General features: G+C 65.0%; 15 protein-coding genes. 7 read left to right on the top strand and 8 right to left on the bottom strand.

Features of this window, described 5'->3' with window-relative positions:
• Positions 1 to 48: 48 nt before the first annotated feature.
• A complete protein-coding gene (locus NKJ67_RS05960; protein ID WP_352580802.1) occupies positions 49 to 369 on the top strand; it encodes a hypothetical protein in 321 nt (106 codons plus the stop codon).
• Positions 370 to 518: 149 nt separating this feature from the next.
• Here the strand turns inward: NKJ67_RS05960 and NKJ67_RS05955 are convergent, their stop codons facing one another.
• The 4 genes from NKJ67_RS05955 to NKJ67_RS05940 all read right to left on the bottom strand — a co-directional run bounded on the left by NKJ67_RS05955 (position 519) and on the right by NKJ67_RS05940 (position 3,775).
• Positions 519 to 1,478 carry a TonB family protein gene (locus NKJ67_RS05955; RefSeq protein WP_352580801.1) on the bottom strand — a complete coding sequence of 320 codons (960 nt, stop codon included), beginning with the start codon at positions 1,476 to 1,478 and terminating at the stop codon, positions 519 to 521.
• Positions 1,475 to 1,942, bottom strand: a complete 468-nt coding sequence (exbD, locus tag NKJ67_RS05950; RefSeq protein ID WP_352580800.1) for a TonB system transport protein ExbD — start codon at positions 1,940 to 1,942, stop codon at positions 1,475 to 1,477. The genes NKJ67_RS05955 and exbD overlap by 4 nt, the downstream gene beginning before the upstream one ends.
• A gap of 4 nt (positions 1,943 to 1,946) precedes the next feature.
• On the bottom strand, positions 1,947 to 2,918 hold the full coding sequence (gene exbB, locus NKJ67_RS05945; protein WP_352580798.1) for a tonB-system energizer ExbB: 972 nt from the start codon (positions 2,916 to 2,918) through the stop codon (positions 1,947 to 1,949).
• A 65-nt stretch (positions 2,919 to 2,983) separates the two neighbouring features.
• Positions 2,984 to 3,775 (bottom strand): ATP-binding cassette domain-containing protein, encoded by a 792-nt coding sequence (locus tag NKJ67_RS05940; RefSeq protein WP_164762277.1) that lies wholly within the window; start codon positions 3,773 to 3,775, stop codon positions 2,984 to 2,986.
• Between the two features lie 181 nt (positions 3,776 to 3,956).
• Between NKJ67_RS05940 and NKJ67_RS05935 the strand changes: the two genes are divergently transcribed.
• The 5 genes from NKJ67_RS05935 to NKJ67_RS05915 all read left to right on the top strand — a co-directional run bounded on the left by NKJ67_RS05935 (position 3,957) and on the right by NKJ67_RS05915 (position 11,619).
• Positions 3,957 to 6,176 (top strand): TonB-dependent siderophore receptor, encoded by a 2,220-nt coding sequence (locus NKJ67_RS05935; protein ID WP_352580797.1) that lies wholly within the window; start codon positions 3,957 to 3,959, stop codon positions 6,174 to 6,176.
• 25 nt (positions 6,177 to 6,201) lie between these two features.
• Positions 6,202 to 7,062, top strand: a complete 861-nt coding sequence (locus NKJ67_RS05930) for an ABC transporter substrate-binding protein (RefSeq protein ID WP_352580796.1) — start codon at positions 6,202 to 6,204, stop codon at positions 7,060 to 7,062.
• Positions 7,059 to 9,062 carry a Fe(3+)-hydroxamate ABC transporter permease FhuB gene (fhuB, locus tag NKJ67_RS05925; RefSeq protein ID WP_352580795.1) on the top strand — a complete coding sequence of 668 codons (2,004 nt, stop codon included), beginning with the start codon at positions 7,059 to 7,061 and terminating at the stop codon, positions 9,060 to 9,062. Before NKJ67_RS05930 ends, fhuB begins: the two co-directional genes overlap by 4 nt.
• A gap of 109 nt (positions 9,063 to 9,171) precedes the next feature.
• Positions 9,172 to 10,896, top strand: a complete 1,725-nt coding sequence (locus NKJ67_RS05920) for an ABC transporter ATP-binding protein (protein WP_352580794.1) — start codon at positions 9,172 to 9,174, stop codon at positions 10,894 to 10,896.
• Positions 10,897 to 10,932: 36 nt separating this feature from the next.
• Positions 10,933 to 11,619 carry a cysteine hydrolase family protein gene (locus tag NKJ67_RS05915; RefSeq protein WP_352580793.1) on the top strand — a complete coding sequence of 229 codons (687 nt, stop codon included), beginning with the start codon at positions 10,933 to 10,935 and terminating at the stop codon, positions 11,617 to 11,619.
• 6 nt (positions 11,620 to 11,625) lie between these two features.
• Here NKJ67_RS05915 and NKJ67_RS05910 read toward each other — a convergent pair whose 3' ends face one another.
• On the bottom strand, positions 11,626 to 12,567 hold the full coding sequence (locus NKJ67_RS05910; protein WP_352580792.1) for an LLM class flavin-dependent oxidoreductase: 942 nt from the start codon (positions 12,565 to 12,567) through the stop codon (positions 11,626 to 11,628).
• 108 nt (positions 12,568 to 12,675) lie between these two features.
• A complete protein-coding gene (locus tag NKJ67_RS05905) occupies positions 12,676 to 12,831 on the bottom strand; it encodes a hypothetical protein (protein WP_127269069.1) in 156 nt (51 codons plus the stop codon).
• Positions 12,832 to 13,120: 289 nt separating this feature from the next.
• On the opposite strand from NKJ67_RS05905, the gene NKJ67_RS05900 reads away from it, so the two are divergent.
• Positions 13,121 to 13,888 carry an SDR family NAD(P)-dependent oxidoreductase gene (locus NKJ67_RS05900; protein WP_352580791.1) on the top strand — a complete coding sequence of 256 codons (768 nt, stop codon included), beginning with the start codon at positions 13,121 to 13,123 and terminating at the stop codon, positions 13,886 to 13,888.
• A 96-nt stretch (positions 13,889 to 13,984) separates the two neighbouring features.
• On the opposite strand, the gene NKJ67_RS05895 is transcribed toward NKJ67_RS05900, so the two are convergent.
• Both NKJ67_RS05895 and NKJ67_RS05890 read right to left on the bottom strand, forming a co-directional pair.
• A complete protein-coding gene (locus tag NKJ67_RS05895; protein WP_128289966.1) occupies positions 13,985 to 14,929 on the bottom strand; it encodes an ABC transporter permease in 945 nt (314 codons plus the stop codon).
• Entirely contained in the window at positions 14,926 to 15,981 is a 1,056-nt protein-coding gene (locus NKJ67_RS05890) for an ABC transporter permease (protein WP_127323093.1), read from the bottom strand. Before NKJ67_RS05890 ends, NKJ67_RS05895 begins: the two co-directional genes overlap by 4 nt.
• Positions 15,982 to 16,172: the final 191 nt, after the last annotated feature.

Here is a 16,172-nt window from a genome sequence, read left to right as displayed (position 1 = left end):
TTCAGACCGGAACCTATTGCGCGTCTGGAATGCCCAGGGGACCTGCACATGAACATGATAGCCAACATCAGAAGCGTCGATGCCAGGGAAAGCGTTTTCAGCCGGCTCGACGTCTTGATCGCCAGGCGGCCGCCATCGCCTGACGCCGCGCGGGTCGAGGCCCGCCAACTCGTCTCGATGGCGATTGCCGACAGCTGCCAGGCCGACAGTCTCTGGGGTACAGTGGACGCTTTCCACGCCCATTTCGACTTCATGATGCAGACCATCGAGATCAACGGCGCCGATGACCCAGGCCTCGGGCCCTTGCGCACGAAATGCCATTTCTATCTCGAACAGGTCGAGGCCCTGAGCCTGTCACTGACCTATTGACTGGCTGGCCGATCAAGTTCGGCTCTAGAGCAATTCCAGGAAAAGTGTGAAACGGTTTTCCCGGGAAAACGCATAGCGTTTTCCCTTGGGAATTGCGTCAAAACAAAGAGTTAGAGCAGATCGCCGTTTCCGTGAAACGGTGAAATGCTCTAGTTGCGCAGGCTGAACACGAACGGCGCTGTTCGGCTCAGACGCGAGCCGAGTTCCGGTGGCGGTTTCGGCACCGTGGCGCCTTGCAGCACGGCGAGCGCCGCACGGTCCAGATCCGCATCCCCGGAGGAACGAGAGAGCCTGGCGGACAGGACCCGGCCGGACGAGTCGACCGTGAAGGCGACATACGGCCTGCCTTCCACGCCTCGGGCCTTGGCAGAGCTGGGATAGCGCGTGTGCCGCTTGATCCAGGCGCCCAGACGGGAGTCCCATTTGCTGGAGTCGCCGGAGCGCGACGTCGATTCCGCCGCCTTCGGCGCCGCGGTCCTGGTCGCGGGCCGTGCGTCGGCGCTGGCGACGGTTGCCGTCTTCGGCGGAGCCGCCTTCTCCTTCTTAAGCCGCGGCTTGGGCTTCTCGACAGGCTTCTTCGCCTTGGCCGCGGCCGGTTTCTTGTCTTTGACAATTTCGACAGGTTTCGGCTGCGGCAAGGGAATGACGACGTCTGGCGTGACAGCCTCGACAACATCCGGGACGGCCTCATCCGGCGGCGGCTGATCGACCTGTTCGGCCGTTTCGGCCTGGGTGGGTTCGGCCTGGGTGGGTTCTGTCTCGTCGGGCGCGACCGCTTCCGGCGGCTCGACAACCGGCTCCGTCTTTTCGACCGGTTCTTCAGGTGTCGGTTCGGTCGTCGGTGTCGGTTCGGTCTGGTCTGGCGTCACCGCGTCCAGCGCGGCGACCTGTTCTTCCACGGCCGGCATCACCACCATCGGTGCCATCTCGATCATCTGCGCGGGGGGTGGACCGCCATCCGCTTCGGTGACCATTGTGAGGTTCTGCACTGCATAGGCGACCGCGACATGGGCTCCAAGGACCAGCGCGGCAGCACCGGCCCACAAGCCAAGGTCGCGCCAACCGAAGCGCGACAGCTGGACCGAGGGCACGGCGACCGCTTGCGTCATGGCGCCGCCGCACCAGTGGCTGCGGGCGCCGGGGCATTGGACGCGGGAGCCGTCTCCAGGCCGACCAGCGCGATCTTCAGATAGCCGGCACCGCGCAATAGGTTCATCGCCTCCATCAGGTCGCCATAGGCGACCGCCTTGTCGGCGCGCAGGAAGATGCGCGTCTGCCTGTCGCCTTTTGTCTTGCTGTCCAGCGTCGCGGCGAAGGCCGGGCGCGGCACGCTGTCATTGCCGATCGCCAGCGTCAGATCGTCCTTCAGCGTCAGGAACAGCGGCGTTTCGGGCCGTGGCGCCGGCGTTGCGGTCGAGCCCGGCAGGTCGACATTGACATCCACCGTCGCCAGCGGCGCCGCGACCATGAAGATGATCAAGAGCACCAGGATCACATCGATGAACGGGGTGACGTTGATCTCGTGGCTTTCCTCGAGATCGTCATCCATGGTCTGTCGGATTCTGCTTGCCATGGCGCTACTCCGCCGCCAGCGCCGTTGCCGGCGCGACGGTGCGGAAGTCGAGGTCGCGGCTGACCAGCCGTTCGACGCCCGCCGAGGCATCGGCGAGGATCTGCCGATAGCCGGCTATCGAGCGTGCAAAGACGTTGTAGATGACGACGGCCGGTATGGCCGCGACCAGGCCCATCGCGGTGGCCAGCAGCGCTTCGGCGATGCCCGGCGCGACCACAGCGAGATTGGTGGTCTGCGCCTGCGAGATGCCGATGAAGGCGTTCATGATGCCCCAGACAGTGCCGAACAGGCCGACGAAGGGCGCGGTCGAGCCGATCGTCGCCAGCACGCCGGTGCCGCGCGACATGCGCCGCGCCGCCGCCGCCTCGATGCGCGACAGGCGCGACGTGACCCGTTCCTTGAGGCCGTCGCCCGAGACATGATCGAGCGCACCGGCCGAGAGTGCGGTCTCCTCCTCGGCCGCCCGCACCAGCAGCGCGCCAGGACCGCCGCTGCGGTCAAGGGTACGGCTGGCCTGCTTCAGCGTGGCGGCCTCGCCGATCGCCCGCACGGCGCGACGGATGCGCAGCTTGCCGCCGAAAAGCTCCAGCGACTTGGCCAGCCATATCGTCCAGGTGACGAGGGAGGCAAAGGCCAGCCCGATCATCACCGCCTTGACGACAATGTCGGCCGCCATGAACATGCCCCATGGCGACAGGTCATGCGGCAAGGTCAACTCCATCGCCGTCGAAGGTCCGGCCTCAGACGGCGCGCCCGTGTTCGGCTGGGTGCCTGGCTGCGAAGGCGCCATCGTGGCGGGCGGAGCGACTGCCGGTGCGGAGGGTGCGGGTGCAATCGGCGCTGGGGCTGCGGGAGCAGCCGGGGTGGGGGCTTCGACCGCCGGCGCGGCACCGGCGGGTTGCTCCTGGGCCATCGCGCTGCCGGCCGACAGGATGACGGATGCGACCAACGCCGCCAACAAACCAGTTCTCGACAACAGCTTCTTCCTTGTTCTCACAGCGGCCTGCCGCCTTCTATTTCCCGCCGCCGCATCAGATATTGTCACTGCACATAGCCAACAGGCTGGCCGGTGACGGGGTGCGCGAACACGCCCATCTCCACACCGAAAATGCCTTTCAGCACATCGCTGCGCATGATTTCGCCTGGTGTGCCGCGCGTCAGCAGCTTGCCGTCCTTGAGCGCGATCAGTTCGTCGCAGTAGCGCGCCGCCATGTTGGGATCGTGCAGCACGACGACGACGCATAGGTCGCGTTTGCGGCTGAGCTCCTTGACCAGCCCGAGCACCTCGACCTGATGGGCGATGTCGAGTGCCGAAATCGGCTCGTCGAGCAGCATGACGCCGGCGTTCTGCGCCACCAGCATGGCGAGCCAGGCGCGTTGGCGCTCGCCGCCCGACAATTCGTCCACCAGCCGGTCGGCAAAACCCTCCATATCGGTCAGGGCCAGCGCCTCCTCGACATGCTGCCTGTCCTCGGCGCGGAAACGGCCAAGCGCGCCATGCCAGGGATAGCGCCCGAGCGTCGCCAGTTCGCGCACGGTCAGGCCGGTCGCCGCGGGCGTCGTCTGCGGCAGGTAGGCAAGCGCGCGGGCAAATTCGCGGGCACCCCATTGCGGCAACGGACGTCTGGCGAAAGTGATGGCGCCTGAACTCGCCGGCTGCTGGCGCGCCATGAGCTTGATAAGCGTCGACTTGCCCGAACCATTGTGGCCGATCAGCCCATAGACGCGCGAGCGCTCCAGTTCGAGCGAGACCGGACCGAGCAGCGTCCGCTCGCCGACGGCAAAGCGCACCGCGTCGATATGGAAGGCAGTCTGGGCATCAATTCCAGCCATGCTCATGGCTTTTCTCCAGTGCGGCCGCCCGCATTTCCAGATTCCGGCATTTCGACGGGTCGTGCCCGGTTGACTATGAAACATGACCTTACTAGTCAACATTGAAGATGACTGCAACGATCAACAAATCGTCGCGACCGGCAATATCGGCACGAAAATTTGGAAACAGGGGGCGCAAAGGATGATTTCAGGACATGGACCGATTTGGCGGAACCGGATAGCGCGCAAGCGCCTGCTGATCGCAACGGTGTCGCTGCCGGCCCTGCTTGGCTGCGGCCATGCACTGGCCCAGGAGACGGTCACCACCACCCTAGACCCGATCAAAGTCCAGGAACGTGTCGAAAGCGCTTTCGGGCCGGTCAAGGGCTACGTTGCCACAAAGGGCTCCACCGGCACCAAGACCGACACGCCGCTGATCGAGACGCCGCAATCGATATCGGTCATCACCAGGGACCATATGGAAGCGCAGGCCGTCGACAGCCTGAACAGCGCGTTGCGCTACACACCCGGCGCCACCGGCAATCTCTACGGCACCGACAATCGCGGCCTCGGCCTGCAGTTGCGCGGCATTTCGAACGCCAGCGGCGTCTTCTACAGGGACGGGCTGCAGCTCAAGGAGAGCAATTTCACCCTGTTCACCGCACTCGATTCCTATGGCGCGGAACGCTACGAGGTGCTGCGCGGACCGGCGTCGGTACTTTATGGCCAGGCAAGCCCGGGCGGCATCATCAACTATGTCAGCAAGCGGCCAACCGAGGAAAACCTGCGCGAGGTCGAATTCGGTGGTGGCAGCTTCAACCGGTATGAAGGCAAGTTCGACTTCAGCGGTGCCGTGAACGCCGACAAGTCGCTGCTGTTTCGCCTCACCGGCGCCGCTCACATGGGCGACACGCAGACCGACTTCGTCAAGGACGACCGCATCTTCATCGCGCCGGCGATCACCTGGCAGCCCGATGCCGACACCAGCCTGACCATCCTCGCCAACTATCAGCGCGATCGCTCGGGCTGGGCGATGCAGTATCTGCCTGCCTACGGCACGGTCATACCGGGCAAGGACGGCAAGTACCTGCCGAACAGCATGTTCGTCGGCGAACCCGGCTTCGACTCCTACAACAACGACCAGGCCTCGATCGGCTACGAATTCGATCACCGTTTCAACGAAACCTGGCAGGTTCGACAGCATGCCCGCTACGTCCACCTTACCCACACCGAGGAAGGCGTCTTTGGTGGCGGACTGACGGACTCGAACGGCCTGGAACCTTCAAGCGGCGACTACTACCGTTATGCAGATGCCGGCGGCACCAAACTCAGCGGCGTCACCATCGACAACCAGGCACAAGCCGATTTCGACACCGGGCCGCTTGCCCACACGCTGCTCGTCGGCCTCGACTACAAACGCTACACTTACCGCGACTATGCCTCGGAAGGGACCGTCGAGGACGGTTTCAACATCTTCGATCCGGTTTACGGGTACCCGATCACCGATCTGACGCCCTACACCGATACCGACACCACCCAGCAGCAAGTCGGCCTCTACGCGCAGGATCAGGTCAAGCTCGGCAACTGGCGGCTGACCCTTGGCGGCCGCCAGGATTGGTCGGACGCCAAGGTCTACGACAATCTGGCCGGCGGCTACATTCCCGAGCAGAAGGACAACGCCTTCACCAGCCGGGCGGGGCTCGTCTATCTCGCCGACAACGGGCTTGCGCCCTATGTCAGCTACTCCGAATCGTTCCAGCCCGTGGCCGGCGCCGACAGCGACGGCAATCTGTTCGTGCCCGAGACCGGCAGGCAGTACGAGATCGGGCTGAAATACCAGCCGACCGGCTGGAACTCCTTCATTACGGCATCGGTTTTCGACCTGACCCGGCAGAATGTCGTGCGTTCCGGTAATGAGGGCTCACCCAACGATCTGTTCCAGACCGGTGAGATCCGTTCGCGCGGCGTGGAACTGGAAGCCGTGGCGAGCCTGGATGCGGGCCTCGATCTGAGAGCGGCCTACACCTACCTCGACACGAAGATCACCAGGGCGACCGCTGTCGAAGACGTCAACGGCGTCTGGGTCAGCAACGAGGGCAACACGCCCTTCGGCGTGCCAGCCCATTCCGCATCGCTCTGGGCCAATTACACCTTCATGGGCGGCAAGCTCGAAGGTCTCGGCCTCGGCGCCGGTGTCCGCTATGTCGGCTCGACCTATGGCGACGACGCCAACAGCTTCAAGGTCCCATCGGTCGTGCTTGCCGACGCGGCGGTGCATTACGCCTGGCAGAACGCCACGCTCAGCCTCAATGCCAGCAATCTGTTCGACAAACGCTATGTCGCCTCCTGTTTCTCTTCGGGCTTCGGCTGCTTCTACGGCGAAGGCCGCAGGATCAACGGTTCGGTGAAATACACATGGTAAAAGCAATGTGGCGGGCCGGCCCAAAATGGCGGCGCTGACACGGCGCCAGTATCTTGCCGGCCTCGCCGCGACCGGCCTCGCTTTGCCGGGCGGCATGGCACGCGCGGCACCTGCCCGCGTCGTCTGCCTGGAATGGACATCGGCCGAACTGGTGGTCTCGCTCGGCCTGTCGCCGCTCGCCGTCGGCGACACCAGGGGTTATGGCGACTGGGTGCAGGGCCCGGCGCTGCCGCAGGCCACCATCGACCTGGGATCGCGCAGCGAGCCCAATCTCGAACTGCTTCGGGAACTGCGGCCCGACCTGATCGTCGGCGCCTATGGCTATGGCTTGGACGAGAACAGCTTCACCAGATTGGCGCCGACCTTCAACGTGCCGTTCTACAGCGGCAAGGCTCCACCTTACGCGCAGGCGCAACAGGTGACGCTGCAGCTTGGCGACATGCTTGGCCGCAGGACGGAAGCAGAAAACCTTGTCGGGCGCACCGAAGCCTCGATCGCCCAAGCGCGTGCCAGGCTGGAGCGGGCGGTGCAAAAACCGGTCTGCGTCGTCAGCATGTTCGACGATCGCCATGTCCGCGTCTACGGCGCCGGCAGCCTGCTGCAGGATGTCCTCGACCGGCTCGGCCTCGTCAACGCCTGGACCGGCGCCACCAATGAATGGGGTTTTTCGACGGTCGGCATCGAGGAACTGGTCGCCGTAGGCGAGGCGCAACTGATCTCGCTCGATCCGATCCCACCGCACGTCAGGATCAGGATTGCCCGCAGCTCGCTCTGGGCCAATCTGCCCTGCGTCCGGAACGGCCAGGTGCGGACCATTCCGCCGGTCTGGCCGTTCGGCGGTCTCACTGCTGCCGCGCGTTTCACCGAATTCGTGGCAGCGGCATGATCGCTCAGGCAATGTCCCTGCCGCGACAGCGCGACGGCATCGGCGCGCTCATCCTGCTGGTGGCCGTGCCCGCGGGCCTGGCACTGATGCTGACCATCTTCGATCTCATCAACCTTTTCCCGACGCACTTGTGGTGGCATGCGCTCACCGCTCCCGACACATCCGATCCAGCGCAGTTGCTGTATCGCTATGCCTTCCTGCCGCGTGTCGCCGTCAGCATGCTAGCCGGCGCGGCACTTGGTCTCGCCGGTGTCGTCATGCAGCATGTGCTGCGCAACCCGCTGGCCGAGCCGACCACGATCGGCACCAATGCCGGAGCGAGCCTCGCATTGGCGGCCGCCACCCTCTACGCCCCATGGTTGCTGGAAGGTGGCCGCGAAGGCGTGGCGCTGGCTGGCGGCGCGCTCGCCACATCAGCCGTTTTCGCACTGGCGCGCGGGCGCAGCTTTTCGCCAGTGTCGATCATCATCGCCGGCCTCGTCGTCAGCCTCACTTTCGGCTCGGCCGGCGCGCTGCTGATGGCGCTCAACCGCGAATACACCGAGGAGCTGTTCATCTGGCAGAGCGGCTCGCTGGTGCAGAATGGCGACGCGGCGGTCCTTGTTCTGGCGCCATGGCTGCTGGCCGGCATCTGCGCCGCGCTCCTGCTCTGGCGACCGCTACGCCTGCTCGACCTCAGCGACGACGGCGCGACATCGCTCGGCACCCGGCCGGCCGTCATCCGCCTTGCCGGCATGACAGTCGCCGTCTCGCTTAGCGCGCTGGTCGTCGCCGAGGTGGGCGTCATCGGTTTCGTGGCGCTCGCCGCCCCGGCGCTGGCGCGGCTGGCCGGAGCGCGCACGCTTGGCCGCCGTCTGGTCTGGTCGCCGCTGGTCGGCGGTGCCCTGCTCTGGCTCACCGACCGCCTGGTGCAGCATCTGCCGTTCACCGGCGAAATCCCCGCCGGCACCGCGACCGCTTTGCTCGGCGCGCCGCTGCTGCTGTTCCTGTTGCCGCGAATGCGAACCACCCCCGAAAGGCAGGCCGACATGGTGTCGTCGATACGCCTGCCGACAAACGGCCTGCCGTTGATCGCGGGCCTGCTGGCGCTCATCCTCGCGGTTGTCCTCGCCATCGGCTTTGGCCGTGGCGCAGGCGGTTGGCACTGGATCGCATCCGCGGATTTGACCGAGCTGCTTGCCCTGCGCGCGCCTCGCGTCGTCGTCGCCCTGTCGGCGGGCGTCCTGCTCGCCATCGCCGGCACGCTGATGCAGCGCATGACCGGCAACCCGATGGCCGCACCCGAAGTGCTGGGCATTTCCGGCGGCGCCTCTTTCGGCGTGCTGGCGCTGCTGCTGCTCAGCGACAGCTTCGACCGCTCAACAATGCTCGGCGCGGCCTTGGCGGGCGCCTTGCTGGCGCTGACGATCGTCGTGCTGGTGGGGCGACGCAATGCCCTGTCGCCGGAACGGCTGCTGCTTGCCGGCGTCGCCGTTGCGACGGTCGCGTCCGCCTTCGCCGCGCTGCTTCTGGCCAGCGGCGATCCGCGCATGGACTTCCTGCTCGCCTGGCTGTCGGGATCGACCTATCGCGCAACGCCAACGGATGCCTTCACCGCCGCAACGGTCGCGGTCACCGTCCTCGCGCTGGCGCCGCTGACCGCGCGCTGGCTCGATATACTGCCGCTCGGCGAAACCGCCGCGCGTGGCCTTGGCCTGCGACTGGGACGCGTTCGCGCCACATTGCTTGCGCTCACCGCATTGGCCACCGCAACCGCGACATTGGTCATCGGCCCGCTGAGCTTCGTCGGCCTGATGGCGCCGCACCTCGCACGCATGCTCGGCTTCCGCCGCGCCGTGCCGCAGCTTCTGGCCTCGGCCATGACAGGCGGGCTGATCCTCGTTGCCGCCGACTGGGCAGGGCGGACGCTGATCTTTCCCTGGCAAGTGCCGGCCGGCCTCATCGCCGCCTTCGTCGGCGGCCCCTATTTCATGGCGCTGATGTGGAAAGGCAGGCAATGAAGTCCGTCCTGGCATATTGCCGCCCTTGCGCTGCCGATTGTAAGCAGCGCCCACGGATGACGGCCGGCGCGCTCACCGCGCCCGTCAAGACAGCTTGCGGTTCACCTCGATGATCAGACGTTTCCTTTCCTACTACGCGCCCTGGAAGGGGCTGTTCGCGCTCGACTTCTCCTGCGCGGTGCTGGCCGGCCTGCTTGAACTCGGCTTTCCCATGGCGGTCCGCACCTTCGTCGACCAGCTGCTGCCGCAGCAGGACTGGACCTTGATCATCATCGCGTCTGCCGGGCTGCTGGTGATCTATCTGCTCAACACGGTGCTGATGGCGGTCGTCACCTATTGGGGCCACATGCTCGGCATCAACATCGAGACCGAGATGCGGCGCAAGAGCTTCGATCATCTGCAGAAACTCTCGTTCCGCTTCTACGACAACCACAAGACCGGCCATCTCGTCGGCCGTGTCACCAAGGACCTCGAGGAGATCGGCGAGATCGCCCATCACGGCCCCGAGGACCTGTTCATCGCCATCATGACCTTCGCCGGCGCCTTCGTGCTGATGTTCACGGTCAACATGCATCTGGCGCTGATCACGGCGGTGATCGTACCGCTGATCGCCTGGGTGACGATGCGCTACGGCGACCGCATGGAGCGCAACTGGCAGGCGCTGTACCGGCGCGTCGGCGATTTCAACGTCCGCATCGAAGAGAATGTCGGCGGCATGCGCGTCGTCCAGGCCTTCGCCAATGAGGAGCATGAGCGCACGCTGTTCGCGCATGACAACCAGCGCTACCGCCAGACCAAGCTCGACGCCTACCGCATCATGTCGGCCAGCAATTCGCTGAACTATATGGGCATAAGGCTGATCCAGCTCGTGGTCATGATCGCCGGCAGCTATCTCGTCATCACGGGAGGCCTCAGCAATGGCGGCTTCGTCGGCTTCCTGCTTCTGGTCGGCGTCTTCGTACGGCCGATCGAGAAGATCAACTCGGTGATCGAGACCTACCCCAAGGGTATTGCCGGCTTCCGCCGCTACACCGAATTGCTCGACACCGAACCCGACATCGCCGACCGGCCAGGTGCCGTGACCGTAAGCGGCCTCAAGGGCGATATCGAATATCGCGGCGTGAGCTTTGGCTATGGCGACGGCAAGCCGGTGCTCAGGGGTATCGATCTCACCATTCACGCCGGCGAAACCATCGCCTTCGTCGGCCCGTCGGGCGCCGGCAAGACCACCATCTGTTCGCTGCTGCCGCGTTTCTATGAGGTCAGCGCCGGCGGGATCAGCATCGACGGCATCGATATCAGGAACATGACGCTCGCTTCGCTGCGCGGCCAGATCGGCATCGTCCAGCAGGATGTCTTCCTGTTCGGGGGCTCGATCCGCGAAAACATCGCCTATGGCCGTCTCGGCGCCTCCGACGAGGCTATCGCCGATGCCGCGCGGCGGGCGCAGCTCGACGGCATGATATCGGGCCTGCCGGCCGGCTATGACACGATCATCGGCGAGCGCGGCGTAAAATTGTCCGGCGGCCAGAAGCAGCGGCTGGCGATCGCCCGCATGTTCCTGAAGAACCCGCCGATCCTTATCCTCGACGAGGCGACGTCGGCGCTCGACACCGAGACCGAGCGCGAAATCCAGAAGTCGTTGGCCGAACTTGCCGAGGGCCGAACCACGCTGGTCATCGCACACCGGCTGGCAACGATCCGCGGCGCCGACCGCATCGTCGTCGTCTCGGAGTCGGGCGTCGTCGAACAGGGTTCGCACAGCGAACTGCTCCGCGCCGGCGGCATCTATCGGCGCCTGCACGACGCGCAGCATCTGGTGTCGTCGCGCTGATCCACTATGGTGGCGGCCCAAAGCAGGGAGCCCCGGATGATCAAGGCAACGCCCTTCGATTTCCCCTATGACGGCGCGCTGGTGGCCGAAAACACCGCACTGGTCGTCATCGACCTGCAGCAGGATTTCCTGTCGACGACAGGCTACTTCGCCAGGCAGGGCTATGACCCGTCGCCCCTAAGGGCGATCCTGCCGACGGTGAGCCGGCTGATCGCTGCCGCGCGCAAGGCCGGCGTCAGGGTCATCCACACCAGGCAGGGCTATCGGGCCGACATGGCCGATATGACGCCTTACGAAAAATGGCGCCGCAAGCGCGCCGGTCTCGACGGCACCGATATCCTGCTGCGCTCGGGCACGGGGTTCCAGATCGTTCCGGAGATCGACGTGGCGCCGCAGGACATCATTGTCGACAAGACCTGCAACAGCGCCTTCATTTATACGGATTTCGAGCTAGTGCTCCGCGCGCAAGGCATCACGCATCTCATGTTTTCCGGATGCACCACGGATGTCTGCGTCCACACCACGCTGCGCGAGGCCTGCGACCGCAATTTCCAATGCCTGACGATTTCGGACGCCTGCGCCAGCGGCGACCAAAAGGTGCATGAGGCAGCGCTTCACATGGTGACGGTTGAGGACGGCGTCTTCGGAGTGCTGGCGGATGCAGCCGCCGTCATTGAAGGCCTGTCGCGGCTTGGCGACAGGCCCGAGGCAACAAAAGGCTGAAGAACTTCAGCCCGTTGCCCGCGTCTCCAATCCTGCACGAGACGCATATGCCCCAGGCTGGAATGCCTCGTGTTCGCGACGCGCCAGCGAATTGCGCAGCAGAGCGATCGTTTCCCGGCCGAGTATTGCGATCTCGCGTGGCGTGTCGACGCCGACAATCATGAATTCATCGATCCCAAGGGCTGCATACGCAAGCAGCGACAGGGCGGCCTGGGCTGGCGGCCCGGCAACATCGACCGCCTTGTGGCCGGAGGCGGAAACACCTTGGTGAATCCCGACCGGAAGCGCGAAGCGCAGCTTGCCGGCCCGGCCATGTTCGGCGGCGGAGCGGCGCACCCGCTCCATCAATTGCCGGATCTCGTCGATCGAGCCGGGCGCCAATTCAAAGACATCGGCATGCCGGCCGGCAACTTTGAGTGCCGTTCCGGACTGCCCGCCCATGCGGATGACCAGGTCGGCGCCGTGCGGTCCCTTGCGCGGCACATAGCCGCCCTTGATGCTGTAGAACGTTCCTTCGTGGTCGAAGGGCCGGTCGTTCGACCACAGCCGCTTCAGCAGCACCAGATATTCGTCGATGCGCTGCCAGATGACGGTGTGCCCGACCGGCCGTGTTTCGGCGTCGGCGTCGCTCAGCGGCTCGCTGATCATTCTCAGCGCCAGGCGCCCACCGCTTTTCCTGTCGATCGACGCCAGTTGGCGGGCCGCCACGGTCGGTTCGACCACGCCCGCCCAATGGGTGAGCACGACTTCCAGTGACGAGGTGCGATCGAGCACCTGGGCCGCAAGATCCATGTTGGTCAGCAGTCCGGCCGAATCGTCGATGACGATCTTGCGGAAGCCGCCATCCTCGATCAGCCCGAGCTTGGTCGCGGTCTCGGCAAAGTCGTAGAAAAAGGGAACCGCGGCATCGGCGGTCTTACCGGGAATATGCGTGAACTCGATCGGCATTGCCATGTCCTCCGTGGTGTCGGGCGCGCGAAAGCACGCCGAGGATTCGGTTCATTCAACTCCGATTGCCTGAAAGCGGTGGCAGCTAAGCCCGGTCGATCTGAAGACTCAGGGAATAAGGCCCAGCACAACGGCCCCGGTGAACACGAACGCAAGGGCAAAGACGAGATAGGCGAAAGCCCCGGCATAGGCCGGGCGAAAGGCCTGGGCATTGGCCGACCGCTGATCACTGCGATCCGTCTGGGCGTTCTGGATATAGGACATATCGACCTCCGTCTCGGCGGTTAATCTATAAAACTTGTAGACTTTGTCGATTGCTATTTTTTGGCCAAAGATAGAATAATTTTCTCCTATGGTGCTGGAAATTGGTAGACACTTGCTTAGAGGGAGCACTCCAACGGCCGATCCATATGGAGCGTCCGTTTTCGCTTCTGCGTCCGAATGGACCTATGGCCTTGCTTTCGCTGCGCTCAATTCGTGGATTGGCCGCCCGGCGCCGGCGCGGTAGCATCGCCCACCAGCAAAGCGAAATCGCCACACAGGGGGCAGAAAAATGGGCACAAGACTGGCCGGCAAGGTCGCCATCATTTCGGGAGGAGCGACGGGAATGGGTGGAGCGGCTTCGGAGCTGTTCGCCGCCGAAGGCGCCAAGGTGGCGATCATCGACCGCAACGGCGAGGCGGCCGCCGCAACCGCGGCGACAATCAGGGCGCGCGGCCATCTCGCCGAGCATTTTGTCGCCGACGTCTCCGACGAGGCACAGGTCGAAGCGGCCGTGAAGGGTGCTATCGAAAAACTCGGACCGGTCACCGTGCTGTTCAACCACGCCGGCACCATCGTGATAAAGCCCTTCCTGGAGACCACGGTGCAGGAATGGGATTGGCTGCATGCCGTCAATGTGCGCTCGATGTTCCTGATGACGCGCGCCGTTTTGCCCGGCATGATTGCGGCCGGCGGCGGCTCGATCGTCTGTACTTCGTCGATCTCGGCGGTGGCGGCGACTCCCAACGAAGTGCTCTACGACACCACCAAGGGCGCCTGCCACATGTTCGCCCGCGCCATCGCCGTCGAGTTCCGCGACCGCAACATCCGCTGCAACGCCGTCTGCCCCGGCTTCATCCGCACACCGCACGGCCTGCGCGAGGTCGCCGACCTCGGCAGGCTCGGCGTCGACGTCTCCGACGCGGCACTGGCCGCGCAGCAGGGCCGCATCGGCGAGCCGGAAGAGGTGGCGAGGGCAGCGCTCTACCTGGCCAGCGACGAGTCGAGCTTCGTCAACGGCACGCATCTGTTCGTCGACAACGGTTTTACGGCGATCTGAGGCTTTCCAGGGACAGGTTCTTCGTCCCAGGGACAGCTTGTCGCCCTTCCTCTACCCCGTCGATCGGGGGAGAGGAAAGGCACCAGTCCTGCTCGTCTACCGTTCTTCCCGTCGAAACGGCTTGAGCAGCGCCGACGGTGCCGTCGCGTTGCGCGACATCACCGCCATGGCGACGATGGTGAAGATGAACGGCAGCATCAGGAACGCCTCGTAGGGGATGTGGCCGAGCCCGCTGGCCTGCATGCGCAGCTGCAGCGCATCGACGAAGGCGAACAGCAGCGCCGCCCCCGCCGAGCGCCACGGATCCCAGCGGCCAAACACGACCAGCGCGATCGCCACCCAGCCACGCCCCGAGACGACGCCGAAGGTGAAGGCGTTGAACTGCGCCATCGACAGGAAGGCGCCGGCCAGCCCCATCAGCGCACCGCCGAGGATGACCGCCTGGAAGCGCGTGGCAATGACGCTGACCCCCGCTGAATCCGCGGCGCGCGGGTTTTCGCCGACCATGCGCACCGACAGGCCCCATGGCGTGCGGTAGAGCACGAAGGCGGCGAGCGGAATGGCCAGGATCGCCATGTAGACCAGCGCGAACTGGTTGAACACCGCCGTCCCGAGCACCGGGATGTCCGACAGAAGCGGGATCGGCAGTGTCTGAAACCCCTTGATGTTGGGCGGCACCGACTGCTGGCCGAAGATCAGCCGGTAGAGGAAATAGGCGAGGCCCGACGAGAACAGCGTCACGCCGATGCCGCAGACATGCTGGCTGAGGCCGAGCGCCACGGTGAACAGCGCATGCAGCGCGCCCATCAGCATGCCGGTCAGCACCGCAGCCAGCACGCCGAGCCACAGGCTGCCGCTGAGGCTGGCGGCGGTGAAGCCGGTCATCGCCGACAACAGCATGATGCCTTCGATGCCGAGATTGAGCACGCCAGCCCGCTCCGAGAACATTTCGCCGAGCGTCGCGAAAGCCAGCGGCGTGGCAATGCGGATGATCGCGGCCAGGAAGCCGACCTGGAAGATCTGTTCGAACACCGCGCTCATCGGGCAACTCCGACGCGACGGATGCGATAGGCGGTGAACAGCAGCGCCACCAGCATGGCAAGCAATGCGGTGCCCTGGATGACGTCACTGAGGAAGGCCGGAACGCCGGTCGCCCGCGACATCGCCTCGGCGCCGGTCATCACGGCGGCAAGGAAGATCGCCGCCGGCACCACGCCGAGCGGATTGAGCCGCGCCAGCATGGCAACGACGATGCCCGAATAGCCGTAACCCGGCGAGATGTCGCTCATCACCTGGAAATGCACGCCGCCGACCTCGCCGACGCCGGCCAACCCTGCCAGCGCGCCGGACAGCAGCGCCGTTGAGATCAGCACGCGCTCGACATGGATGCCGCCATAGCGCGCCGCTTCCGGGTTTTCGCCGGTGACCCTGATGCGGAAGCCGAGCGTCGTGCGCACGATCAGGAACCAGATCAGCGGCGCCGCGATCAGCGCCGCGACGACGCCGAGATGCAGTCTTGTGCCTTCGAGCAGCACCGGGAAATTGGCCGAATCCTCGATCGGCGGCGAGATCGGATAGCCGCTGAAGGAATCCTTCCACGGTCCTTCGATCAGCGCCATCAAGGCGTAATAGATGACCGAGTTGAGCAGCAGCGAACTGACGACATCGTCGACCTTGAATTTTACTCTGAGCGTCGCCGGCACCAGCGCGACTGCGGCTCCCGCCGCGGCTCCGGCCACCGCCATCAAGACCATGGCGAGCGGCCCCGGCATTGGAATGGCGCCGACAAAGCAGCTGGCCACCGCCCCGGCCAGCAATTGCCCCTCGGCGCCGATGTTCCAGAATTTGGCCCGGAAGGCGACCGCGACCGCCAGTCCGGTGAAGATCATCGGTGTTGCACGCACCATCGTTTCGGTGATCGCATAGCTGTCGCCCAGCGACGCCGTGAACATCACGCCATAAGCTTCGAGCACGCCGGCGCCGGCCAGCGCGATGAGGCCGCTGCATAGGATGAGCGTCCCGCCGATCGCCAGCAATGGCAGAGCGAGGTTGAACCAGGCAGGTGTGCTTGTGCGGGCTTCCAGGCGGAACATTAGGCGGCACCCTCTGTTCTGTCTGTCGAACAAGAATTCTGACGAAGAGGGACTCCCACCCCTAGCCCCTCCCCACAAGGGGGAGGGGAACTCTCGCAGGCGCCGACCACGACAAAACAGCAGAAGTCCGGGCTCGGAAGCTGTGTGAGCGGCGCGCGGCAGCATCCCCCTCCCCCTTGTGGGGAGGGGTT

Source organism: Mesorhizobium sp. M0088 (assembly GCF_040322895.1).
Lineage (GTDB): Bacteria > Pseudomonadota > Alphaproteobacteria > Rhizobiales > Rhizobiaceae > Mesorhizobium.
The sequence above is the reverse complement of the archived record's forward strand: the minus strand, read 5'-3'. Positions and strand labels throughout refer to the sequence as shown.